The sequence below is a fragment of the Ornithinibacillus gellani genome (genome assembly GCF_003730295.1).
GTDB lineage: Bacteria > Bacillota > Bacilli > Bacillales > Amphibacillaceae > Ornithinibacillus_A > Ornithinibacillus_A gellani.
The window spans coordinates 52,634-75,500 of the sequence record NZ_QTSZ01000047.1 but is presented as its reverse complement, the minus strand read 5'-3'; the positions used below and the strand labels follow the sequence as shown (position 1 = coordinate 75,500).

At 40.9% G+C, this 22,867-nt stretch carries 21 protein-coding genes; 2 read left to right on the top strand and 19 right to left on the bottom strand.

Going from position 1 to position 22,867, the window contains the following annotated elements; all coding sequences use genetic code 11:
- Positions 1-70: 70 nt before the first annotated feature.
- The 14 genes from DX933_RS13965 to DX933_RS13905 all read right to left on the bottom strand — a co-directional run bounded on the left by DX933_RS13965 (position 71) and on the right by DX933_RS13905 (position 16,389).
- Positions 71-1,069, bottom strand: coding sequence for an ABC transporter ATP-binding protein (locus DX933_RS13965; protein WP_123317047.1), 999 nt, complete (start codon positions 1,067-1,069; stop codon positions 71-73).
- Positions 1,062-2,090, bottom strand: a complete 1,029-nt coding sequence (locus DX933_RS13960; RefSeq protein WP_123317046.1) for an ABC transporter ATP-binding protein — start codon at positions 2,088-2,090, stop codon at positions 1,062-1,064. Before DX933_RS13960 ends, DX933_RS13965 begins: the two co-directional genes overlap by 8 nt.
- Positions 2,091-2,127: 37 nt before the next feature.
- Entirely contained in the window at positions 2,128-3,048 is a 921-nt protein-coding gene (locus DX933_RS13955) for an ABC transporter permease (protein ID WP_123317045.1), read from the bottom strand.
- A gap of 3 nt (positions 3,049-3,051) precedes the next feature.
- Positions 3,052-3,984 carry an ABC transporter permease gene (locus tag DX933_RS13950; protein WP_123317044.1) on the bottom strand — a complete coding sequence of 311 codons (933 nt, stop codon included), beginning with the start codon at positions 3,982-3,984 and terminating at the stop codon, positions 3,052-3,054.
- 35 nt (positions 3,985-4,019) lie between these two features.
- A complete protein-coding gene (locus tag DX933_RS18500; RefSeq protein ID WP_190279531.1) occupies positions 4,020-4,178 on the bottom strand; it encodes a hypothetical protein in 159 nt (52 codons plus the stop codon).
- A gap of 274 nt (positions 4,179-4,452) precedes the next feature.
- The gene (locus tag DX933_RS13945) at positions 4,453-6,144 is read right to left on the bottom strand and encodes a peptide ABC transporter substrate-binding protein (RefSeq protein ID WP_123317043.1); all 1,692 of its coding nucleotides are present in this window, start codon (positions 6,142-6,144) and stop codon (positions 4,453-4,455) included.
- Between the two features lie 748 nt (positions 6,145-6,892).
- Entirely contained in the window at positions 6,893-7,897 is a 1,005-nt protein-coding gene (locus DX933_RS13940; RefSeq protein WP_123317042.1) for an ABC transporter ATP-binding protein, read from the bottom strand.
- Positions 7,890-8,918 carry an ABC transporter ATP-binding protein gene (locus tag DX933_RS13935; protein ID WP_123317041.1) on the bottom strand — a complete coding sequence of 343 codons (1,029 nt, stop codon included), beginning with the start codon at positions 8,916-8,918 and terminating at the stop codon, positions 7,890-7,892. Before DX933_RS13935 ends, DX933_RS13940 begins: the two co-directional genes overlap by 8 nt.
- Before the next feature lie 53 nt (positions 8,919-8,971).
- Positions 8,972-9,892 carry an ABC transporter permease gene (locus DX933_RS13930; RefSeq protein WP_123317040.1) on the bottom strand — a complete coding sequence of 307 codons (921 nt, stop codon included), beginning with the start codon at positions 9,890-9,892 and terminating at the stop codon, positions 8,972-8,974.
- Positions 9,892-10,827: an ABC transporter permease gene (locus tag DX933_RS13925; RefSeq protein WP_123317039.1), complete on the bottom strand. Its 936-nt coding sequence runs from the start codon at positions 10,825-10,827 to the stop codon at positions 9,892-9,894. Before DX933_RS13925 ends, DX933_RS13930 begins: the two co-directional genes overlap by 1 nt.
- A 369-nt stretch (positions 10,828-11,196) precedes the next feature.
- Positions 11,197-12,852 carry a peptide ABC transporter substrate-binding protein gene (locus tag DX933_RS13920; protein ID WP_123317038.1) on the bottom strand — a complete coding sequence of 552 codons (1,656 nt, stop codon included), beginning with the start codon at positions 12,850-12,852 and terminating at the stop codon, positions 11,197-11,199.
- 360 nt (positions 12,853-13,212) lie between these two features.
- Positions 13,213-14,748, bottom strand: a complete 1,536-nt coding sequence (locus tag DX933_RS13915) for an MFS transporter (RefSeq protein WP_123317037.1) — start codon at positions 14,746-14,748, stop codon at positions 13,213-13,215.
- Positions 14,749-14,941: 193 nt separating this feature from the next.
- The gene (locus DX933_RS13910) at positions 14,942-15,856 is read right to left on the bottom strand and encodes a DUF1002 domain-containing protein (RefSeq protein WP_123317036.1); all 915 of its coding nucleotides are present in this window, start codon (positions 15,854-15,856) and stop codon (positions 14,942-14,944) included.
- A gap of 341 nt (positions 15,857-16,197) precedes the next feature.
- Positions 16,198-16,389, bottom strand: a complete 192-nt coding sequence (locus DX933_RS13905) for a DUF4177 domain-containing protein (RefSeq protein WP_123317035.1) — start codon at positions 16,387-16,389, stop codon at positions 16,198-16,200.
- A 411-nt stretch (positions 16,390-16,800) separates the two neighbouring features.
- Between DX933_RS13905 and DX933_RS13900 the strand changes: the two genes are divergently transcribed.
- Together DX933_RS13900 and DX933_RS13895 are read left to right on the top strand one after the other, a co-directional pair.
- A complete protein-coding gene (locus tag DX933_RS13900) occupies positions 16,801-18,066 on the top strand; it encodes an MFS transporter (RefSeq protein WP_190279530.1) in 1,266 nt (421 codons plus the stop codon).
- Positions 18,067-18,151: 85 nt separating this feature from the next.
- Entirely contained in the window at positions 18,152-18,397 is a 246-nt protein-coding gene (locus DX933_RS13895) for a DUF1450 domain-containing protein (RefSeq protein ID WP_123317034.1), read from the top strand.
- Positions 18,398-18,532: 135 nt separating this feature from the next.
- Here DX933_RS13895 and DX933_RS13890 read toward each other — a convergent pair whose 3' ends face one another.
- From DX933_RS13890 to DX933_RS13870, 5 genes are all read right to left on the bottom strand, one after another.
- Positions 18,533-19,702 (bottom strand): iron-containing alcohol dehydrogenase, encoded by a 1,170-nt coding sequence (locus DX933_RS13890; protein ID WP_123317033.1) that lies wholly within the window; start codon positions 19,700-19,702, stop codon positions 18,533-18,535.
- Between the two features lie 15 nt (positions 19,703-19,717).
- A complete protein-coding gene (locus DX933_RS13885; protein ID WP_123317032.1) occupies positions 19,718-20,095 on the bottom strand; it encodes a RidA family protein in 378 nt (125 codons plus the stop codon).
- 96 nt (positions 20,096-20,191) lie between these two features.
- Entirely contained in the window at positions 20,192-20,818 is a 627-nt protein-coding gene (locus tag DX933_RS13880; protein WP_223805971.1) for a lysozyme family protein, read from the bottom strand.
- Positions 20,815-21,252, bottom strand: coding sequence for a hypothetical protein (locus DX933_RS13875; RefSeq protein ID WP_123317031.1), 438 nt, complete (start codon positions 21,250-21,252; stop codon positions 20,815-20,817). The genes DX933_RS13880 and DX933_RS13875 overlap by 4 nt, the downstream gene beginning before the upstream one ends.
- 151 nt (positions 21,253-21,403) lie before the next feature.
- On the bottom strand, positions 21,404-22,753 hold the full coding sequence (locus DX933_RS13870; RefSeq protein WP_123317030.1) for an MATE family efflux transporter: 1,350 nt from the start codon (positions 22,751-22,753) through the stop codon (positions 21,404-21,406).
- Positions 22,754-22,867: the final 114 nt, after the last annotated feature.

Below are 22,867 nucleotides of genomic sequence, written 5' to 3'. Positions count from 1 at the left end.
TTACATAGGAAAAGAAACTCCCTGTCATCTAGCATACTAGAGTAGGTAGTTTCTTTTTTTCATCTTACCTCTATTGTTTCATTTGATCTGCATACCGTTCATCATAAAGATGACAGGCTACCCAATGTTCCTTCTTATATTCTTGAAATTCAGGTACTACCTTCGCACAAATGTCCGTTGCAAATGGACACCTTGTTCGGAACCGGCATCCACTTGGAGGGCTGATTGGGCTTGGTACATCTCCCTCAACAATGATCCGCTCTCTTGTACGTTCTACTTCAGGGTCTGCAAGTGGTATCGCACTAAGTAATGCTTGGGTATACGGATGCATCGGGTTTTCATATAATTCTTTACTTGTTGCAATTTCCGCCATATTTCCAAGATACATCACGCCTACGCGATCACTAATATGCTTCACCATGGAAAGGTCATGGGCAATAAATAAGTAAGTGAGTCCATGATCCTTTTGCAGTCGTTTGAGTAAATTTACGACTTGTGCTTGAATGGATACATCCAATGCTGAGATTGGTTCATCCGCCACGATAAAATCAGGGTCAACTGCTAATGCCCGTGCAATACCAATTCGCTGACGCTGACCACCACTAAATTCATGAGGGTAACGATTTCCGTGTTCTGTATTTAGACCTACTGTTTTTAATAGGCTGTTTACTCGTTCTGTCCGCTCTTTCTTATTCTTAGCTAAGCCATGTATATCAATGCCTTCAGCAATAATATCCTTTACAGTCATTCTCGGATTGAGAGAAGCATATGGATCCTGAAAAATCATCTGCATGCTGCGTGTAAAACTTTTTAATTCTTTTTTTGACTTTCTGGCGTGAACATTCTCGCCATGAAACTTCACTTCACCATCGGAAGCATCGTACAATCTTAATATGGTTCTGCCCGCAGTTGATTTACCGCAACCAGATTCACCTACGAGTCCAAAGGTTTCACCACGGTAAATATCAAAAGAAATACCGTCAACCGCTCGTAATGTGTGCTTGCGATCAATTCTAAAATGCTTTTTTAAATTTTTTATTTCCAGCAGTTTTTCTCTTGTTTCAGCCATGAACCTCTGTCCCCCCTACGATTGCTGATTCTGGCGGCTCAACATCTGGTGCACGTTCATCCAATAACCAACAAGCTGTTTTTTGTGTGGAAGATAATTCTTTATAGTCCGGCATATGCTGTTCACAGACTTTCATTGCATAGGGACAACGTGTGACAAATGGACAGCCTTTTGGGGGATCCGCTAAATCTGGTGGTGAACCAGGAATGGCTTGAAGTTCCTCCCCTTCCGCGTCTAATTTCGGCATAGAGCCCAGTAGTCCCCATGTATATGGATGCTTTGGATTGTAAAAAATTTCATCTACTGTACCTGTTTCGACAATTTTCCCACCATACATTACTGCCACACGACTTGCTGCATTCGCTACAACTCCTAAGTCATGGGTAATAAGAATAATAGCGGTTCCTGTCTTGTCCTGTAATTCACGCATTAAATCCAATATTTGTGCTTGGATTGTAACGTCCAATGCCGTTGTTGGTTCATCCGCAATTAATATTTTAGGATTACAGGCAAGCGCAATAGCAATCATTGCTCTTTGCCGCATTCCACCTGAATATTGATGTGGATATTGCTTTATACGTGCTTCAGGATTTGGGATACCTACGAGCTTCAACAATTCTACACCACGGTCATGCGCTGCTTTTTTGGAAAGATTTTGGTGTTTGATAAGACCTTCAGCTATTTGCTTACCAACTGTCATCGTTGGATTCAATGAAGTCATCGGGTCCTGAAATATCATACTAATATCTTTTCCTCGAATCGATTCCATTTGTTTCTCTGACTTTTGCGTGATATCCTCCCCATCAAAAATGATGGAACCACCAACAAATTTCCCAGGAGGCATCGGCACAAGGCGCATCAAGGATTGTGCGGTTACACTTTTCCCAGAACCTGACTCTCCAACGATTGCCAATGTTTCTTTTTCATCTAAATGAAAGGAAATATTTCTAACTGCTTGTACTTCAGCTCCATACGTATCAAAAGATATGGATAGATCTTTTACTTCCAATAATTTTTTCACTGCTATGCGCTCCTTTCTACAACATCCCTTTCAGTTATTAGCGCCCTTTCGGATCCAATGCATCTCGCATTCCGTCACCAATAACGTTAAATGCCAGCATCGTTAAACAAATAAAGAATGCCGGGAAAAATAATTGAAACGGATAATACTGCAACGAACCGAGTGCATCAGATGACATGGTTCCCCAACTAGCCAGTGGCGCCGGTACACCGAGCCCAAGGAAGCTTAGAAATGCCTCGGTAAAAATAGCACTTGGAATCGTTAAAGTAAGTGTTACCAAGATAGGACCCATCGTGTTTGGCACCAAATGCCGGAACATGAGTCGTGAATTACTCGCACCTAATGATTGAGATGCCATCACATATTCCTCTGAGCGAAGCTGCATAACCTGTCCCCGCACAATCCTCGCCATGTTAATCCATCCTGTTATCGTCATCGCAATGATGAGTGTCCACAGACCTGGTGGCATAATAACCATTAAAAGGATAACGACCAGTAAATACGGAACACCGTATAGAATATCTGCAATTCGCATCATATATTCGTCCACTTTACCGCCGAAAAAACCTGCGACTGCTCCCCAAATAATCCCAATAATCAAGTCTATTAGTGCAGCCATTAAACCAATAAATAAAGAGATTTTAGCACCATACCACGTTCGTGCAAATACATCTCTTCCCAGGTTATCTGTACCAAACCAATGCTCAGATGAAGGCTTTTGGTTGGCATTCATCAAATCATTTTGATAATAGTTTTGGCCAGAAATTGGACCACCAATAAATGCCATGATACCGAGTAAAATAATAACTACGACACCTGCAAGTGCTAATTTATTTTTTCGGAATCTGCGCCAAGCATCTTTCCAATAAGAAGTACTTTCACCAGCAATTTTTTCCGCATCCATACGATCTAATGGGAGTGCTTCAAAATCAGACTGTTTAATTTCTGTTCGCTGCATGGTTTATTTACTCCCCTTTCCAGACAACTTAATTCGCGGATCAATAAATCCATAAATTAAATCGACTACTAAGATGGAGACGAGCAGCAACACACTAAAGAATACGGTTGTGCCCATAATTACGGTATAATCACGATTTGTAACGCTTACAACAAACTCATTTCCGAGCCCTGGAATACCAAAAATCTTCTCAATAATAAAGCTACCTGTTAAAATCCCCACAACGAGTGGCCCCAGGTAAGATACCACCGGCATAATTGCATTTCGAAGTGCATGCCTATATGTAACAACACGATCATTTAGACCTTTCGATTTTGCGGTCTTTATATAGTCCGCATGCAGCACTTCAAGCATACTGGAGCGCATGAGCCTTGCGATAAATGCAAGTGGTGTCGTCGCAAGTGCTACTGCTGGCAATATTGTGTGGGCAAATGATTCAAACCGTGCCACAGGCAGTGCCTGCAGTTTAATCGCAAATATATATTGTAAAATTGTGGCCATGATAAAACTCGGTACTGAGATTCCGAGTACCGCAATAACCATCGCAATATAATCACCAAATTTATTATGATTTAGTGCCGCAATTACCCCAAGTAAGACCCCAATTGAAAGTGCTAAAAATATTGCTTCCAGCCCTAAAATGAGGGAATAGGGTAAGCTCCTGGAAATAATATCTGTTACTTCTTGTCCGGTATATTTAAATGACGGACCAAAATCAAATTTCACTGCGTTAATGAGGTAATCCGCATATTGCTTATAGATTGGATCGTTCAAACCATATGCCTCATTCATTTGCTGTTCAATGGCAGGCGGTAGTTTTCGTTCCGAAGCAAAAGGACCACCTGGAGCAGCCTTCATCAAGATAAATGTGATGGAAATGATAAAAAACAGGGAAATAAGAATAAAGCCAATTCTTTTTAAAAGATATCTGGCCATATGTTCGCACCTCCAAATCTACAATTCATTCATTCCTATCCAATAACACCATTTCCCAATAATTTGATATACTTTTCATACCCAAACGCATTCTTCACTTTAAAAAAGGAGTGAAGATCATTCACCCCAACTACCTTTTTACGATTATCCAGTCGCAGTATTGGAAAAGCAGATTCACTTTTAACAAACATCAAGATAAAGACTGGAGCATCCCCATAATCATGCTAGAATAAAACAACAATTAACTGCATCGGAAATATACGAACGATAGATTAGCTCGCTTGGCTACATGAAAGTTAGTCCAATGGCCATTAAGACCATGTGCTTTCTTTTATGTTGCCAAGCAGCTTTATCTACTTATGGTTCTCACAAAATATGTGATTGATTTCCAAAGCAAATTGTCTTTCTATTTAGCAGACTTGCCCGGTTCTGTTCCAGCCTCTATTTGATTCACTTATTATCGCAATCTTATTCTTCTACAATATAGCCCCACTTGTACTGAATCACACCAAGTGGTGATACTTCAATATTTTTAACATTTTCTTTGTTTACCCATACGTTTGTATAGAAGTAAACTGGCGCAATAGGCATTGCATCCATAAAAATGTCCTCTGCTTTGTGAAGCAATTCTTCACGAGCTGCGTCATCCGTTTCCACGCGTGACTTCTCGATCAGCTCTGCATATTCTTCATCTTCCCAATTCGTATAGTTGTTTCCACCAACGGACTGGAAGATCTCGATAAAGTTAATTGCGTCGTTAAAGTCAGCTACCCAACCCATACGACCAACCTGGAAGTTACCTGCACCCATGGAATCCAGGTAAACGTTCCACTCTTCGTTGTTCAACTCAACATCGACTTCCAAATTCTCTCTCCACATGTCCTGAACAGCCTGAGCAATTGCTCCGTGCGCTTCACTTGTGTTGTAAGAAAGCTTAACCTTTGGAAGTTTATCCAGACCTAATTCTTTCAAACCTTCTTCTAGATATTCTTTCGCTTTTTCAACATCATTATCTTTGAAGTAACCTTCGTTGTTAGATTCAAAGATGGAAGGTGGAACGAGTGCCATTGCTGGCTGTTGCTCCCCTTTTGTAATGTTGTCTACAATTCCTTGACGGTTAATTGCCAATGCGAACGCCTTACGGATATTCACGTTATCAAAAGGTGATTCTTCTGTATTAAATGCGTAGTAATAAACACCAGCTTGTGGTGAAATATTTAATACGCCTTCATCCTTCAAAGATGGGATTGCAGCTAATGGAATGGAATCTGTTGGAGATCCAAGCCAGTCCAATTCGCCTTGGTCGTACATGGATTTTGCAGTATCTTCCTCATCAATCATATACATGTTAACTGTTTCTAGTTTAACTGTATCAGCATCCCAGTATTCTGGGTTCTTTTTTAATACAATTTGGTCTTTATGTGCCCAAGAATCAAACAAGAATGGGCCGTTTGTTACGTATTCCTCTGAAGCTTCGTTTGCCCATTTATCATTTCCATCAACCACATTATGGTTAACTGGGAAGTAAGTATAGAAAGCTGTCAGCTCCAAGAAATATGGAGTTGGTTGTTCTAGCTCAACGACTAGAGTATGATCATCTTCTGCTTTTACACCAACATCATCTAAAGAGCCGCCATTTTCTTTAGCATCCTCCGCTCCCTTGATAACATAAAGCTGGTAAGCATAGTCTGTATCCGCATTATTCGGATCCAAAACCCATTTCCAAGCATATTCAAAATCATGTGCAGTTACTGGGTCACCATTGGACCACTTAGCATCTTCACGAATCTTAAATGTATACGTTAACAAATCATCGGACTCTTCCCAGTCCTCTGCCATTGCCTTTTCCACTTCACCTTCTTGGTTCACGCGTGCCAAACCTTCAAATACGTTATTCAGCACTGCACCAGAGGTCGTGTCAGATGCCATACCTGGGTGTAAGGATGGTGGTTCTGACTTAATATTTACGTCTAACGTCTGATCGGCTGCCAGGTTTTCCTCGCCATCACTTGCTTCGCCGTCCTTGCCATTATCTGTTTGCTCTGTTCCATTTCCTTCTTCTTTATCCTTGCCATCATCCTTGTCTCCACCACATGCAGTCAAGACAAGACTTAAGGCAAATACAAGTGCCAGAAGCAATGACCACTTCTTCCAATTCATACGTATTGACCCTCCTATTAATACTTTTTTATTTTTTAGGAAAGAATGAATTATCTATCAACTTTCCTTGTCGTTCATTATACTATGAATTCAAAAAATTTGCATCAACTATTTTTTTCTAGTTTTGTAAAACCTTCTAGCATACGTTTCTCTATTACATTTTGAGGAAACCTTTCTTTTGCTCCTTGTAGGGGAAGGTAATTGCTGTCAAGATAAAACGACAATTCTTTCATAGATTAACCTTTTGGGGAGTGATTTTCCTGATGAAGTAGTGCAGCTTCCTTAGATTCTAGCAAAAAGTTTATACGAAAAGGGTAGTTGGATATCCCAACTGGATTACATGGAAGGTTCCGATGCTTTCGTTTAGTTTCCGGCTTTCAGGTATCGACTTTTTGACGGTTCAGCTGTTTTCGTTTAGTTTCCAGCGTTCGGACCAGGATTTTTTGACGGTTCGGCTGCTTTCGTTTAGTTTTCAGCGTTCGGGTTAGCATTTTTTGACGATTCAGCCGCTTCCGTTTAGTTTCCGGCGTTCGGACCAGGATTTTTTGACGGTTCAGCTGCTACCGTTTAGTTTCCGGCGTTCGGACTAGGATCTTTTGACAGTTCAGACTCCTTCATCCAATTTCCAGCAACTCTACTCTGATTTTTTAACGGATGTTCGTTCGACCCTATTTTTGCCAAATAAAAAGAGATGTTTCCTTGCGAGGTTCATCGCTTGGAAACATCTCTATCATTCTATCTATACTTTTTATTTTTGGGCTGCTGGAAAATTGTCTTTATATTTTTCATCATATAAATGACATGCTACCCAGTGGCCTTTTTTATGTTCTTTAAATTCAGGTACGGCTTGTGCACAAATATCGGTTGCAAATGGACATCTCGTACGGAAACGGCAACCACTTGGCGGATTGATAGGACTTGGTACGTCACCTTCAACGATAATTCGTTCTCTGGAGCGTTCCACTTCCGGATCTGCTAGTGGGATGGCGCTGAGCAATGCCTGTGTATATGGGTGCAAAGGTTCTGCATACAATTCATCACTCGTAGCAATTTCTGCCATGCTTCCTAGATACATTACCCCAACGCGATCACTTATATGCTTTACCATGGATAGGTCATGGGCAATAAATAAATAGGTGAGGCCATGTTCTTTTTGCAGTCGTTTCAAAAGGTTTACAACCTGCGCCTGAATGGAAACGTCCAATGCTGAAATAGGCTCATCAGCAACGATAAAATCGGGATTAACCGCCAATGCACGGGCAATTCCGATACGCTGACGTTGACCACCACTAAATTCATGTGGGTAACGGTTACCATGTTCTGTGTTCAGGCCTACCGTTTCCAATAGTTGGTTTACGCGTTCAGTTCGTTCTTTTTTCGTGTTAACCAAGCCATGAATATCGATTCCCTCCGCAATGATATCCTTTACTGTCATGCGGGGGTTCAAGGATGCATATGGATCCTGGAAAATCATCTGCATACGCTGGTTAAACTGCTTCAGCTCTTTTTTTGATTTTTTTGCATGGACATTTTCACCATGAAAATTAACCTCTCCAGCTGTCGCTTCATATAAACGCATGATGGTTCTACCTGCAGTTGATTTACCGCAACCAGATTCTCCAACAAGTCCAAAGGTTTCTCCCTTGAAAATATCAAAGGAAATTCCATCGACCGCTTTCAACACATTCGAACGATCAATCTTGAAGTGTTTCTTTAAATCCTTAATTTCTAATAGTTTCTCACGATTATCCATGTACCTTCGAGCCTCCCACTTTTGCAGATTCCGGTGGGTCAACCTTAGGTGCACGTTCATCCAGAAGCCAGCAAGCAGTTTTCTGCGTATCCGATAGCTCTGTATATTCAGGCATATGATTTTCACATACCTTCATCGCATACGGACAACGTGTTACGAACGGGCAGCCTTTCGGTGGATCCAAAAGGTCTGGCGGTGACCCTGGGATGGCCTGTAATTCTTCATCCTCATTATCCAGCTTTGGCATGGAGCCTAGTAATCCCCATGTATATGGATGTTTTGGATTGTAAAAAATCTCATCCACATTACCGGTTTCAACAATCTTTCCACCGTACATAACCGCAACACGACTAGCAGCATTTGCCACTACACCCAGGTCATGGGTAATTAAAATAATGGCTGTTCCGGTTTTTTCCTGAAGTTCACGCATTAAGTCCAGAATTTGTGCTTGAATGGTTACATCCAATGCTGTCGTAGGTTCGTCAGCAATCAAGATTTTTGGATTACAAGCAAGTGCAATTGCAATCATGGCACGTTGACGCATACCACCGGAATATTGGTGTGGATATTGTTTAATCCGCGCTTCTGGGTTAGGAATACCTACAAGCTTCAAGAGTTCAATTCCACGGTCATGCGCAGCTTTTTTAGACATGTTCTGGTGCTTGATTAGGCCCTCAGCGATTTGTTTCCCAACAGTCATGGTCGGGTTTAAGGATGTCATCGGGTCTTGGAAAATCATACTAATTTCCTGTCCCCGAATGGATTCCATTTGTTTTTCTGATTTCTGCGTCAGGTCCTCTCCCTCAAAATGGATGGATCCACCAGTAAACTTGCCTGGAGGCATCGGAATCAGACGCATGAGTGATTGCGCTGTAACACTTTTACCAGAGCCAGACTCACCAACAATGGCGAGTGTTTCGTTTTTATCCAGATCAAAGGTTACGCCGCGAATGGCTTTCACTTCGCCAGCAAATGTATCAAATGAAACGGAAAGATCTTTCACTTCCAGTAATTTTTTCATCACTTACGTTCTCCTTTCTCAACAAGTATCATCCCCTTGTTGATTGCGCCGTTCTAGCGTCCCTTCGGATCCAGTGCATCTCGCATACCATCTCCAATTACGTTAAATGCCAGCATCGTTAGGCAAATAAAGAAGGCTGGGAAGAATAGCTGGAATGGGTAGTATTGTAAAGATCCGAGTGCATCAGATGACATGGTACCCCAACTCGCTAAAGGAGCCGGTACACCAAGTCCGAGGAAGCTTAGAAAAGCCTCGGTAAAAATAGCACTTGGAATCGTTAAAGTCAGGGTAACAAGAATCGGTCCCATCGTGTTTGGAACCAAATGTCTAAACAACAGACGAGAATTGCTGGCACCTAATGATTGTGATGCCATCACATATTCCTCCGAACGCAGCTGCATTACTTGTCCACGTACAATCCTTGCCATGTTAATCCACCCGGTAATGGTCATCGCGATAATGAGCGTCCATAAACCAGGAGGCATAATAACCATCAATAAAATAACGACCAATAAATACGGCACGCCATATAAAATGTCGGCAATCCGCATCATATATTCATCCACCTTGCCACCGAAGAAACCGGCAACAGCTCCCCAAATAATCCCAATGATAAGGTCAATCAGGGCGGCCATTAGCCCGATGAACAAGGAAATTTTTGCTCCATACCATGTTCTAGCAAACACGTCACGACCAAGGTTATCCGTCCCAAACCAGTGCTCGGCGGAAGGTTTTTGGTTAGCATTCATCAAATCATTTTGATAATAGTTTTGACCCGAAATCGGGCCACCTGCAAATGACATAATTCCCAGCAGGATAATAATAACAACACCTGCTAATGCTAGTTTATTTTTACGAAAGCGGCGCCAAGCATCCTTCCAGTAGGAGGTACTTTCACCGGCGATCTTTTCTGTGTCAAATTTCTTATCTGAAATCGGTTCGAAATCAGCGTTATTCAACTTCAACTGCTCCATTATTCCTTCCCACCTCCGTCTGTCACTTTGATGCGAGGGTCAACTAGACCATAAATTAGGTCAACAACCAAGATTGAAAATAGTAAAAGGACACTAAAGAATACTGTCGTACCCATGATAACGGTATAGTCACGGTTTGTTACACTGACGACAAATTCGTTACCGAGTCCAGGAATACCAAAGATTTTCTCGATAATAAAACTACCAGTTAAAATACCGACAACAAGTGGTCCCAGATAGGATACAACTGGCAAAATAGCATTCCTCAATGCGTGTTTATAGGTGACGACTCGTTCGCTCATCCCCTTGGATTTAGCGGTCTTAATATAATCTGCATTTAAAACTTCCAGCATACTGGAGCGCATTAGTCGAGCGATAAATGCAAGCGGAGTTGTAGCAAGTGCTACTGCCGGCAATATCGTGTGAGCAAAGGATTCGAACCGCGCTACAGGCAATGCTTGCAGTTTAATGGCAAAGATATATTGCAATATCGTTGCCATGATAAAGCTTGGGACTGATATACCAAGCACCGCTATCACCATGGCGATATAATCACCGAATTTATTATGCTTTAGCGCAGCAACAACACCTAATAACACACCAACTGCTAATGCTAGAAAGATAGCTTCCAAACCTAGTATTAAAGAATAAGGAAAGCTTCTTTTAATAATGTCACTTACTTCCTGGCCTGTATATTTAAAGGATGGTCCGAAATCAAATTTAACAACATTGACCAAGTAGTCTCCATATTGTTTAATGATTGGATCATTCAAGCCATATGCCTCATTCATTTGCTGTTCAATTGCTGGCGGAAGCTTTCGCTCAGACGCAAATGGTCCGCCCGGTGCAGCCTTCATGAGAAAAAAAGTAATTGTTACAATAAAAAACAATGATACAAGAATATAACCTAGCCGCTTTAATAAGTATTTGGCCAAGGGTTTGCACCTCCGTATTCCTTAAATAAAATGAAGCACACATCGCTGGACTTTCGTTAGAAGACGGCTAGCCGCAATAGCTGCTTGCCTCTCATTCGAAGTACGCACACGCCTGCTTACAAGTAATAACCGAATATATCGTCTCTTTATTTGTATGGAAAAACACGATTCATCGGCTAACCATTTACTCCTTCTAATAAACTTATCGCAGTTTATCAGAATGAGGGAATGGTTAAACAGCAGCCTTTATGCAGGCCGAAGTGAAAATTGGGGAGTGATCACAAGCTGATAGAAATTACAATAAAAAGTAGCAATATAAGGTACACGGACTTCTCCATATACCTTATATTTGCTATTGGTTTAAAAGGATTAATGCTCTGTTACGTAGCCCCATTTCAACTGGATGCCACCAAGTGGTGATACGTTAATACCTTTTACGTAATCTTGATTCAACCACACGTTTGTATAGAAATAGATTGGTGCAACAGGCATTTCATCCATGAAGATTTCTTCTGCCTGACGTAAAATATCTCTACGCGCGTCTTCATCAGTTTCTGTTCTAGACTTTTCAAGCAATGCTGCATATTCTTCATTTTCCCAGTTTGTGTAGTTGTTTCCACCTACATGTTCAAAGATTTCAAGGAAGTTGATCGCATCGTTAAAGTCTGCGTTCCATCCCATACGTCCGATTTGGAAGTTTCCTTCACCTAGGGAATCCAAATATACGTTCCACTCTTCGTTATTCAATTCTACATCGACACCAAGATTTTCTCTCCACATATCTTGAATAGCCTGTGCGATGGAAGCATGTGCTTCACTTGTGTTAATAGAAAGCTTCACTTTTGGAAGCTTGTCTAAGCCTAGCTCTTCCAAGCCTTTTTCCAAATACTTTTTCGCTTCATCTACGTCATTATCTTCGTAATAGCCTTTTTCATTTTCTTCAAAGATGGAAGGTGGCACCAATGCCATAGCTGGCTGCTGCTCCCCTTTTGTTATATTCTCAACAATACCTTTACGGTTAATTGCCATAGAGAATGCTTTACGAATGTTTGCATTATCAAAAGGCTCTGCTTCTGTATTGAATGCATAGTAGTAAACACCAGCATTCGGTGAAATGTTTAAGCTGCCTTCATCTTTCTTAGCAGGAATTGCAGCTAAAGGCAATGCATCTGTTGGAGAACCAGCCCAGTCAAGCTCGCCTCTTTCAAACATTTGCAAGGATGTATTTTCATCATCAATCATGTATAAATTAACTGTTTCTAATTTAACTGTCTCTGCATCCCAGTATTCCGGATTTTTCTTTAGAACAATTTTATCTTTATGTGCCCAAGATTCCATTAGGAATGGACCGTTTGTTACGTAATCTTCTCCAGCTTCCAATGCCCATTTACCGTTTTCTTCCGCAACATTGTGGTTAATTGGGTAGTATGTGTAGAAAGCTGTCAATTCTAGGAAGTATGGTGTTGGTTGTTCAAGCGTAACAACTAATGTATGGTCGTCTTCTGCTTTCACACCTACATCATCTAGTGAACCTTCGTCTTCTTTTGCAGCTTGTGCACCTTTAATTACATATAGCTGGTAAGCATAGTCTGCATCTGCGTTATCTGGGTTCAATACCCATTTCCACGCATACTCAAAGTCTTGAGCTGTAACTGGGTCACCATTTGACCACTTGGCATCTTCACGAATTTTAAAAGTATAAGTCAGCTGATCATCAGATACTTCATATGATTCCGCCATTGCTTCTTTTACTTCGCCTTCTTGATCGACACGCATTAATCCCTCAAAAGTCTGATAAAGAACAGCTGAGGAAGTCGTATCTGTTGCAAGACCCGGATCAAGGGTAGGTGGTTCTGTCTTAATGTTTAAATTAAGTGTCTGATCCTTTGCAAGCTCTTCGCTTCCACTATCTTCTTTGCCCGCGTTGTCCTTATCTTTGTTGTCGTCTCCACCGCCGCAGGCAGCAAGAATCATCCCTAATGCCAACAGCATAATTGCCAGCAGGGACCATTTCTTTGTCTTCATACGTATAAACCTCCTCATGGTGTACGTTTAATTATTCAGATAATTTAGTGTTATATAAAATTTATCTGTGTTGAACATTATACAACCTTTCGACATATTTTGCATCCTCTTTTTTAGAAATAGTCACAAAATGGTGGTTTCATTATAAGATTATTCGGGTAAACAACATTCGTGAAAGCCTTGTTATTTCAATATATTACACCGTTTTTACATGATATATCATTTGATATAAATTTTCTAGAAATTGTTAAATGGCAAAAAGTTAAAAAATTGTTTATTTAGCGACATTGGTAGGTAAATATATACGCCGAATGATAACAATCCCAATTTTATTGTTAAAAACTGGGTTTGTCTCTTTTACTATAGCTTGGATTTTTTTGTTAAATAAATTCCCGCCATCAGTACACAAAACGAAAGCACTGCCGTCGTGATAAACATTTGTGAAAATCCCGATTTAAATACAGTAGCAATCATATCAGCTGCATGATTCCGTACTTGTGGGTCTTGAATAAGCTGTACCTGCTCCTGTATAAGCTGATAGTTATCCTGTGCTGCAGCTGGCAAATCTAACGTTTGCTCACCAATTTCATTATTTACAGCTGATTCTACTCGATTGAAAGCCCCCGTCATAAAGCCGGCATATAATGTAGGAAACAGGGTCAAGCCGATTTGCCGCACCAATGATAAAGTACCAAGTGCAGCGCCTTGTCCATCCTCCCCTGCACACTCACCAACTAATACATTTAGTGGGGCACCAAGCAGAAAGCCCAATCCAATTCCCGCCAGTACACTTGCCACAAAGAAAGATGGGAATCCGGATACCCAAAAAGGAAATAGCATAAAACCACTTAAACCAACAATTCCAGCGATGATAATTGATTTCGCCGCTCCCATTCGATCGGTCAAGACACCACCAAGCCCAGCGCCAATACCAGATGCCACAGCAAGAGGGGTTAACCAGTAACCTGCATTTTCAACTGGCACCTGTAACACCTGCTGGACATAGGCCGGAATAAATATAATCCCTGCTAAAAAACCGCCTGATAATAATCCGAGAAATAAGGTTAACTGAAAGGACGACTGCCTCATTAATGTATAGGAAATAATCGGATCTCCACCGATGCTTTCTAATTTTTTCTCATGGGCAAGCAAGACGATAAATAGCATGAAGCCAATGAGCAAAAATGGTAAAACCTGCATCGCAAACAAACTTCCAACCAAATGCAGCGCATCAATATTCGTTAATCCATACATGAATGCCAAAATAGCTAAGGATAAATAAATGGTTCCCCTTAGATCCATTGGCTTTGCCTCGCCGGGCTTAGATTCTGGAATTTTATAGTAGCCAAACACGACCAAAAAGATTGCAATTGGAATATTAATGAGGAACATCCAATGCCACGATCCAGTTACATTCAATATGACAGCACCCAGGTTTGGACCAATCACCGCTGCCAGTCCATTCATCCCACCAAGCATTCCCAGTGCTTTTCCTTGCTTATTTTTCGGTAACGTAGTTAATATATGTGAGCTACCAATAATAAAAATTCCGCCCCCACCAATGGATTGGATAAATCTTGCTATCAGCAAAAATACAAAATTCGGACTGAGTGCAACGAGCAACGATCCAATACCAAAGATAGCAATTTCTATGATAAATAATCTTCTACGACCATATCGATCGGATAACTTGCCGATGATTGGCACACTTATGGCTATACCAAGTGTATATAACGTAATCGACCATGCCCCCCAGGAAGGAGATACATGGAAAGAATCATTAATGGTTGTCAGTGCAGTGCTAATGATTCCATTATCCAAGCCTGCCATAAAAACACCAATCGTAAATAAAGTAATTGCCCACTTCTGCGAAAATTGTTTATTCGTTGCTTCCATACTTCCAGCTCCATTTTCTAGATTGGGACGAAGCCTGCTTGCTCAATCCCTTTCTCTTATACGTTTTAGTTGAAAGATGAGCGCTTACTGCATCCGCTAATTCATCATGATAATCCATTATAGGATAAACAAAAGAGGCTCCATTTAGGAGCCTCCTTCATCATAGTATTATTCCTCGTTGAACGTCAATGAATTACTTAAATAGGTCTGCTAGTTTTTGGAATAACTCTTTAAAAAAGTTCTGTACTTTCTCCCAAAATCCTGCATCTAAGCCTAGTTCATCCATTTTATCCTTAATTGTCGTTGTAAGATCTTCCAGCTGATCTTTTACCTTGCCAAAGTCAATGTCCAGATCACGCATTTTCTCAAATAGATTCGTTAGCATTTGGCGATCCGCTTCACTTAAAGATATTTCCAGCTTATTCAGCTGCTCTTCAATAATTTTTTCGACATCTTCCTTCGTTGCTGGTTTCTGCTCCGCAATAGCTTTTTTAATTTCTGTCAGCAGCTCGGAAACCTTTTCCTGACTTAATCCCTCTTTTTTGGATAAATCAGTTGCCACATCTAATTCTTCATTTGCCAGTTCCATACGCTCTTTATCGAGCTCAACACCCGTCACATCATATGCCTTATAGATTCCAGTTAATGCGGAATGGCCACTTACCTTTACAGGGGAAGCTACATCCACTGTCGCATCTTCCACTCCTGCGGTTAACAAAGCATTGGCATACATCTCACTCGTTACTTCCGTTATATTTTCCGGTGTAACGATATTGATATTTAATCCTTTTCCACTTTCTTCACGCGTAATTTTTGCGGAAGAAAACAAACGAGCATTCGGATTACCATTAATATAAGTAGATACATCCTGTCCAGTTACGGTGAATTCCTCAACGGCATCGGATCCGGAAATACGCAGCATCTGTCTGGTTTCTTCTTTTTGTTCATCTGTTAATGTTTCACCAAATACTGCAATCGGCACACCTAGCTTTTCATTGATACTACCCGAATTCCCATCCCCATCATCCGCAAGCACAGCTGAAACCGGGACTGCCAGCATACCAAGCAGCAATAAGCATATCATCGTTATTTTTGATATTCGTTTCATAATAGGTATATCCCCTTTTATACGTCGTTTTCTTGCCTTTGATCATGCTTTTACCATTGTCGCCATCTATAAAAGAACGAGCCAGCAAAGATTGTTGATCAAACGCTTTGTGATAACGGTGTCCAATACGGATTTCCGAATTCGGAGCACCCCTCTATAAGATATGTCCAAGACTTCATGGACATGATACGTTAAATTATAAAGCAATTAAAGGATAAAACAACTATTTTTTCACTAAGGAGGATACGTTTTTCATCGTCAAACCCTTCCCCATCAACGGGGTATCTATATTCATGACAATTCATCCGAATCAACGCTTGAGGTGCGGATGAATGGTTTACTTATTCTTTTATCTTTCGTTTAAAAATCAATTCAAATACATCTGGTAAGCCGACTTGTTTAATTCCCGGCACAAAAATTTGCACCAGCTCCCAGCCCTCTTTCTCATGCGCATACACTATTTCGTGATAGTCCTCCTTTGGTTTATAGGTAAAGGCAGCAAGCTCAATCTTCACAAATTTATGCTCATACATGATAATACCCCCAATTTGGATTGATTTTACGATTGCATATTATCCTATCGTTATAACAGCTTTTTGTAAATTTTCCTATGTTTACAATGTAGCTGGAAAGTCGCGCGAGTGAAAAAATGAGAGCTATACAGTGCGTAATTTTGACTCGAACCATGCGCGAGTGCAAAAAATAAGCGAAACCCTGATGAAAATTTAACTCGAACCATGGACGAGTGCAAAAATCCAAGAGAATCAGCTGAAAATTCCACTCGAAACTTAAGCGAGGGGAAAAACTTGTTTATAAGTAACTGCAACACTTATGTAAGCGTGCTTAAGGGCTGATCATTCATATCTTCATCCTGCCAAGACGCTTTATGAGCAGAATACTTTAGATTTTCATTGGGATTCGATATATTTAGGGTATCGAAGTATATGTACAGAAGGAAGGCTTTTTCAATTAGTATTCAAACAAACGATGATTTAGTAAAACGGAATTTGGTAATCATGTGGTTTGCCAATTTCTTTGTCGCTGGTAGTATGACCATGGTATTGCCTTTTATTTCATTATATATAGAAACATTTGGCAATTTCTCAGATGCATATGTGCAAACATGGTCTGGATGGATTTTTGGTATTACTTTCGTAGCTGCATTTGCTTTTGCGCCGATTTGGGGTCGTTTTGGCGACAAGTACGGTCGTAAAAAACTATTGATTATTTTCGCTACTGGACTCGGGTTATCCGTATTTCTTATGGGGTTTGCCACATCGGTATGGCAGCTTTTTTTATTGCGATTAGCAACCGGTGTATTTACTGGGTTTATCCCGATGTCTCAGGCGCTGATTTCTACCCAGACGCCAAGCAAAGTGGCCGGCAAGGTGCTCGGCACACTTCAAACAGGAAGTATCACTGGTACATTGATGGGACCAATGATTGGTGGCGTGCTTGCCGACATGTACGGATTCTCGGCAACCTTTAAATTTACTTCCATTACAATATTTATTTCTGCCATCATTGTGACATTCGGTATTCGAGAGTTTAAGCTCGCTCAAACGAATGAAGCAGATGAAAAGAGCTATACGCGTAAAGAAGTATTCATGCATATAGCTAAAAATCCTGTGTTATTAATTGTCATGCTAATTTCCATGCTCGTGCAGGTGGCACACTTCAGCATTCAGCCTATTCTATCGCTCTATGTTGCTGATTTAAATGGCATGGAAAATATTGCACTATTTTCAGGTATGGCCTTTTCAGCTGCGGGTCTTGGTAATTTACTTATGACACGCAGACTAGGTAAACTTGGAGATCGCATTGGCTATATTAAGGTACTTATTGTACTTTTGTTCATGGCTGGAATTGTTTATTTTCCTGCCGCATTTGTCACGAATATATGGCAGCTTATTATTCTCCGGCTGTTGCTCGGGGTGGCTATCGGTGGAATCATTCCACTTCGGATTGCCTATATTCGTCAGGAAGCGCCATTGTCCATGCAAGGTGAGGTGCTTGGCTACAATACGAGTCTACGCTTTTTAGGAAATATTATTGGTCCAGCACTTGGTGGTGTTTTATCTGGTCATTTCGGATTTTCAGCAGTATTTTTCGTTACGAGTGCACTGCTCATCGCTAGTGGAATGATTATGCTCACCGCTTGGTATAAACATGAATATTCAGGTAAGCATTCCCATTCTCTTTCCTCTTAGGGTCATGCAGAATAATTGCTTTGCCTGCTGCAATATGATAAAAATAGCATGGTAGACAACCTTATAATGAAAGAATGTGATCGAAGTGGGGATTGTCGTTGTCGAAGTTTGTGATGGAAATGCCATGGCAGCCATGAATCTTGAGGAAATCTTGGAAAATGAATATCCTGAAGTAGCTGTGCTGACGAATGATTGTCTATCGTTTTGCGGGCTATGCCGGGTACGTCCATTTGCAATTGTAAACAATAAACGCATTCACGGAAAAACACCGGAAGAATGTCTCAATCATATACGAGAAGCTATAGAAAAAGAGCTGGCCATTTATGAATAATGGTCGGCTCTTTTTTTAATGTAATAAGCGACTTTACACTTGTGGCATAAGATGGTCTTTTTTGACATGAAATGAACGTACTTCCATTTCCCAGGAAATAATTCTGTCCTTTTCGCCAAAGAAGTAACATCTTCGTCATAAACTCATTTCAAAAATCTTGTGTGCATCCTCTCTGGATAGCTTTTTAAAATTACCAAATTCAGCTGTAAATTGGACGGTATTTTCTGCTAATGTTTGAATATCAGCTGCATTAATAGACAGGTCCGATAAGGTCGCAGGTGCGCCCAAATCTGTCCAAAACTGTCGCAAAGCTTGAATACCCGCTTCGGCAATTTGTCTATCTGATTTCCCTTTTCCATCAATCGCAAAAACATTTTCAGCAAATTGCTTCAGTCGACCAATTGTTTCGGATGATAGTACATACGCTAACCAATTGGGGAATACGACCGCCAAGCTATCACCATGGGATACGTCATGGACAGCCGATAGTGCATGCCCCAACTGATGGGAGCCCCAATCACCACGATACCCCATATTCAAGATATCACTTAATGCAAGGGCGCCACCCAACATCACTGTTTCCCGATGTTGCACATTTCCTAAGTCATCCAACAGCTTTGGCGCTACATCAATCAATGTCCGAAGCAGTGATTCACACCATTGATCCTGAATCGGCGTATTTTTTTCCAAATGAAAATAATGTTCCATGACATGAGACATGATGTCAATGATTCCTAAAGCGGTTTGTTTACGTGGCACGGTTGTCGTAAATGCTGGATCCAGGATGGAAAACTGTCCATATGTATATGGGCAACCCCAACCCCTTTTTTCATGTAGCTCCCAATTGGTGATCACGCAGCCACGGTTCATCTCAGAACCTGTAGCAGCATGGGTTAGAATCGAACCAAAAGGAAGTGCTCCATCATAGGATGCTTTCCGAGTAATCACATCCCACATGTCCGCTTCTGTTTTCGCACCGACTGCAATCGCTTTTGTACAGTCGATAACACTGCCGCCCCCCACCGCAAGCAGGAAATCAATTCCTTCTTGCTTACAAATCTCTACGCCGCGACGTACAGTTGAAATGCGCGGGTTGGATTCAATGTCTGGAAAGTCTGTTACGATTGCATCCACCTCAGCCAACTTCCCCTTGACCTGATCATAAATACCGTTCTTTTTAATACTGCCTCCACCGTAAAGCAGCAACACTTTTTTACCATATGGTGCTAATTGCTTGGGTAATTCCTTCAGCTGTCCTTCACCAAAAATAAGTCTGGTCGGATTTTCAAAAATAAATGGATTCATGCCGAAAGCCCCCTATTATTTCGTATAAACAACTGCATCCATTTCTACTAATAAATCCTTTGGTAGTCTGCTAACCTCGACTGTTGCGCGTGCAGGATATGGTTTTTGTAAATAGCTGCCATAGATTTCATTGACGACCGCAAAATCATCCATGGATGCGAGGTAAATCGTGAATTTAACAACCTGCGAAAAGTCCGTACCTGCTTCTGTTAAAATAGCTTGTAAATTATCCAACACTTGTTTGGTTTGTCCCTCAATGCCTTCAACTACCTCACCATTAGCTGGATTCACACCAATTTGTCCAGATACATAAATAAAATCCCCTGCTTGAATAGCCTGTGAATAAGGTCCAATTGCTGCTGGTGCATTTGTAGAATGAATTTCTTTTACCATGATAATTCCTCCCTTTATTTACAATCTTATAGCTTATTTTTTTATCATATCATGCTTTCTTTCCTGTTGCAGGCGATACGAATGATAGGTTGACATTCATCGCTGAACCAATGAACGCTGGTATGCTTGAACAGATCGCACATAATAAATATCGCCGTAACAAGCATCGTATTGCTTCGCTTCCTTTCGTAAACAGGTATAAATGGTTTGATCCTCCGCACGTTCATACATTTGTTTGGAAAAATCAATTGCTGCTTGTTCGCTAAATTGCCCAGAATGTTTTTGGACGTAGGAAATAAATCCCTTTCCAAAATTATAGGACTGAATTGCTAATTCCATATCCCCATCAGCAGCTTTTAGCGTGGAAGCGAAATGCCTGACCCCTTGTCTAATCGATAATTCAACATCCTGGATACAGCCTATTTTCCCACAGTAGCTTTCAGATGCTTGCATGGGATCCTTCCCACGACCAGCAGATTCCTGCATCATGATTGCCAATAGCACATTCACATGCGCTGCGATGTCATGTTTAGCAGCATATTTTTCTACAAGAGGGCGATAGCCAAGTACCTGATCTGAAATAGCTGGTAATGTTTCATTCGGTTTCACTTCTGGTTTTTCTTGTTGATGGCCAATAACAGACATCAACACGAAGATTACGAGTAGCAGCACACTGATGAACATGGTCTGTTTGATTGCTGCCCTCATCTGACGAGATATCATGCATATTCCCCTTCACGAAGTATATATCTAATAAGTACACCAACGAGTATACCATGAAGTAAATGACCTATCGTCCAATATATCCATAACTGCAGACCAAGCATACCTACTGTTGCTGGCGATAATGCCGTAAACAAATAATGGCCCCAACCGATGATAAGATGGGCAATAACATAAGGATAGATGTGTTTTTCCAACTGAAAATGCTTAAACAGATAGTATAGCAGGATAACAAGCAGCACGGAAACAAGCATATGAAGGATAAATTCTATCCATCCATGAAGCTGAACGTTTGATAGGGATGGAAAGTATTGGATATTTAAGAGTAGCGTATAAACTTGATAACCAGTCTGCGCTTCCATCACATAGAAAAGTCCACCTAGAAAAAAGCCTACAAAAATACCAATGCCACCGAGCTGCCATATTCGCTTCATCATTTACCCCCAGCCTTTCTAACATGATTCACACAGCATCATGCAATATTTAGTATGATGAATATATGTTCCTACCAAATATGGAGTTATCCTCAACTCTGTCCACAGCCTGTTCATAACTTATGCACGTTTCCACATCGTTGTGGATAACTCATGTGGATTTCTCAGTCTGAAACAGTTTTTTCTGTCGCCATTTCCCAAATCGGAAATACAAAAATGCAACCAAACTACTAATGACAAAGCTTGCCCCCATTCCAACGGCAATCCCTATCTCTCCAAATAGATTAGCTGCCAAAGCAGTTAAGGGATAACGCAATACCCAAAAGGAAATAATGTTCAACACAAGCACTTGATACATTGCCCCTGCAGCACGAACGATACCATTCAGGACAAAATTAATCCCCAAAAACGGAAAGCAGAGTGCCATGATTTTTAAATAATTTACCCCGAAGGTAATAGCTTCTGTTTCATTTAGGAACATCCGCATCCCATATTCCGCAAAGAAAACGATGAGTACACCAACGATAGCCATGATGGCAAAATTGTATAACACACCATTTCTAGCGATTTGCCGTACACGCTCCCAATTACGAACACCGATATTCTGACCAGCCATGCTCGTTACGGAAGTGCTAAGTGCATGTGCAGGCAGCATTAAAATGCTATCCAACCGCTGTGCAGCACCAAATCCACCAACAACATTGGAACCAAACACTGCTACTACACTCATAATTGCTGCAGATCCAGCAGAAATAACAGACATTTGCAGCCCAGAAGGGATTCCTAGATTGAGTATGAGCTTCACTTCAGTTGCTGCTGGAATATGTGGTAATTGAAATGGCGCTAATTTATAACGAAGTACATGGATAAATCCATAAGCAAATGCGGTACCTTGCGCAATAATGGTCGCATATGCAGCTCCTTCAATCCCCCAGTTAAAGCCCGCAATAAATAATGGATCCAGCGCGGCATTTAAAAGGACGGCAAGGGTGACAAATCGCATCGGCGTCCGGCTATCTCCCAATGCGCGGAGCACGGTACTAATAAAGTTATAACCAAATAAAAACAACATACCAAGAAAATTGATTTGTAAATAACTAGTTGCTTGCTCCAGCATCGAAGCTGGCGTACCAAGTAAGCGCAGCAAACTCTCAGATAATAAAAATCCACAAATGCCAAGTACAATCGACATCATGCTGAGTAGCACAACAAACGCATTCAAATAGCGTTTTAATCCTTCTTCATCCCCTCGACCTTTTTGTTGGGATAGGATGGTCAATGCCGCATTATTTAATCCAATCACAAATGAGAGAACGGTAAAAATAATGGTACCGGAAATCGCCACCGCACCAAGCGCATTCGCGCCGAGCAAATTTCCTATCCATAGACTGTCGATAAATTGATAGGAGGTTTGTAGTAAATTTGTCAGCATGATTGGCCCTGAAAAGACAATCATTTGCTTTAAAATATTCCCCTCTGTAAAATCAAGCTGTTTCTTCATTTCTTCCCTTCCTTCATTTTCAAGCCAGTTATTTTCCAATATACAAAATAACGGCATCATTTGTAAAAATATATACCAATTATTCTGAATAATATGATACGATTAGCCTAAGCT

Bases quoted from the DNA above. Each gene is read 5' to 3' on its own strand.
- DX933_RS13965 (WP_123317047.1), bottom strand. From the start codon at position 1,069: ATGGCTGAAACAAGAGAAAAACTGCTGGAAATAAAAAATTTAAAAAAG.
- DX933_RS13955 (WP_123317045.1), bottom strand. From the start codon at position 3,048: ATGCAGCGAACAGAAATTAAACAGTCTGATTTTGAAGCACTCCCATTA.
- DX933_RS13950 (WP_123317044.1), bottom strand. From the start codon at position 3,984: ATGGCCAGATATCTTTTAAAAAGAATTGGCTTTATTCTTATTTCCCTG.
- DX933_RS13945 (WP_123317043.1), bottom strand. From the start codon at position 6,144: ATGAATTGGAAGAAGTGGTCATTGCTTCTGGCACTTGTATTTGCCTTA.
- DX933_RS13940 (WP_123317042.1), bottom strand. From the start codon at position 7,897: ATGGATAATCGTGAGAAACTATTAGAAATTAAGGATTTAAAGAAACAC.
- DX933_RS13935 (WP_123317041.1), bottom strand. From the start codon at position 8,918: ATGAAAAAATTACTGGAAGTGAAAGATCTTTCCGTTTCATTTGATACA.
- DX933_RS13930 (WP_123317040.1), bottom strand. From the start codon at position 9,892: ATGGAGCAGTTGAAGTTGAATAACGCTGATTTCGAACCGATTTCAGAT.
- DX933_RS13920 (WP_123317038.1), bottom strand. From the start codon at position 12,852: ATGAAGACAAAGAAATGGTCCCTGCTGGCAATTATGCTGTTGGCATTA.
- DX933_RS13915 (WP_123317037.1), bottom strand. From the start codon at position 14,748: ATGGAAGCAACGAATAAACAATTTTCGCAGAAGTGGGCAATTACTTTA.
- DX933_RS13910 (WP_123317036.1), bottom strand. From the start codon at position 15,856: ATGAAACGAATATCAAAAATAACGATGATATGCTTATTGCTGCTTGGT.
- DX933_RS13905 (WP_123317035.1), bottom strand. From the start codon at position 16,389: ATGTATGAGCATAAATTTGTGAAGATTGAGCTTGCTGCCTTTACCTAT.
- DX933_RS13900 (WP_190279530.1), top strand. From the start codon at position 16,801: ATGTACAGAAGGAAGGCTTTTTCAATTAGTATTCAAACAAACGATGAT.
- DX933_RS13890 (WP_123317033.1), bottom strand. From the start codon at position 19,702: ATGAATCCATTTATTTTTGAAAATCCGACCAGACTTATTTTTGGTGAA.
- DX933_RS13885 (WP_123317032.1), bottom strand. From the start codon at position 20,095: ATGGTAAAAGAAATTCATTCTACAAATGCACCAGCAGCAATTGGACCT.
- DX933_RS13880 (WP_223805971.1), bottom strand. From the start codon at position 20,818: ATGATATCTCGTCAGATGAGGGCAGCAATCAAACAGACCATGTTCATC.
- DX933_RS13875 (WP_123317031.1), bottom strand. From the start codon at position 21,252: ATGAAGCGAATATGGCAGCTCGGTGGCATTGGTATTTTTGTAGGCTTT.
- DX933_RS13870 (WP_123317030.1), bottom strand. From the start codon at position 22,753: ATGAAGAAACAGCTTGATTTTACAGAGGGGAATATTTTAAAGCAAATG.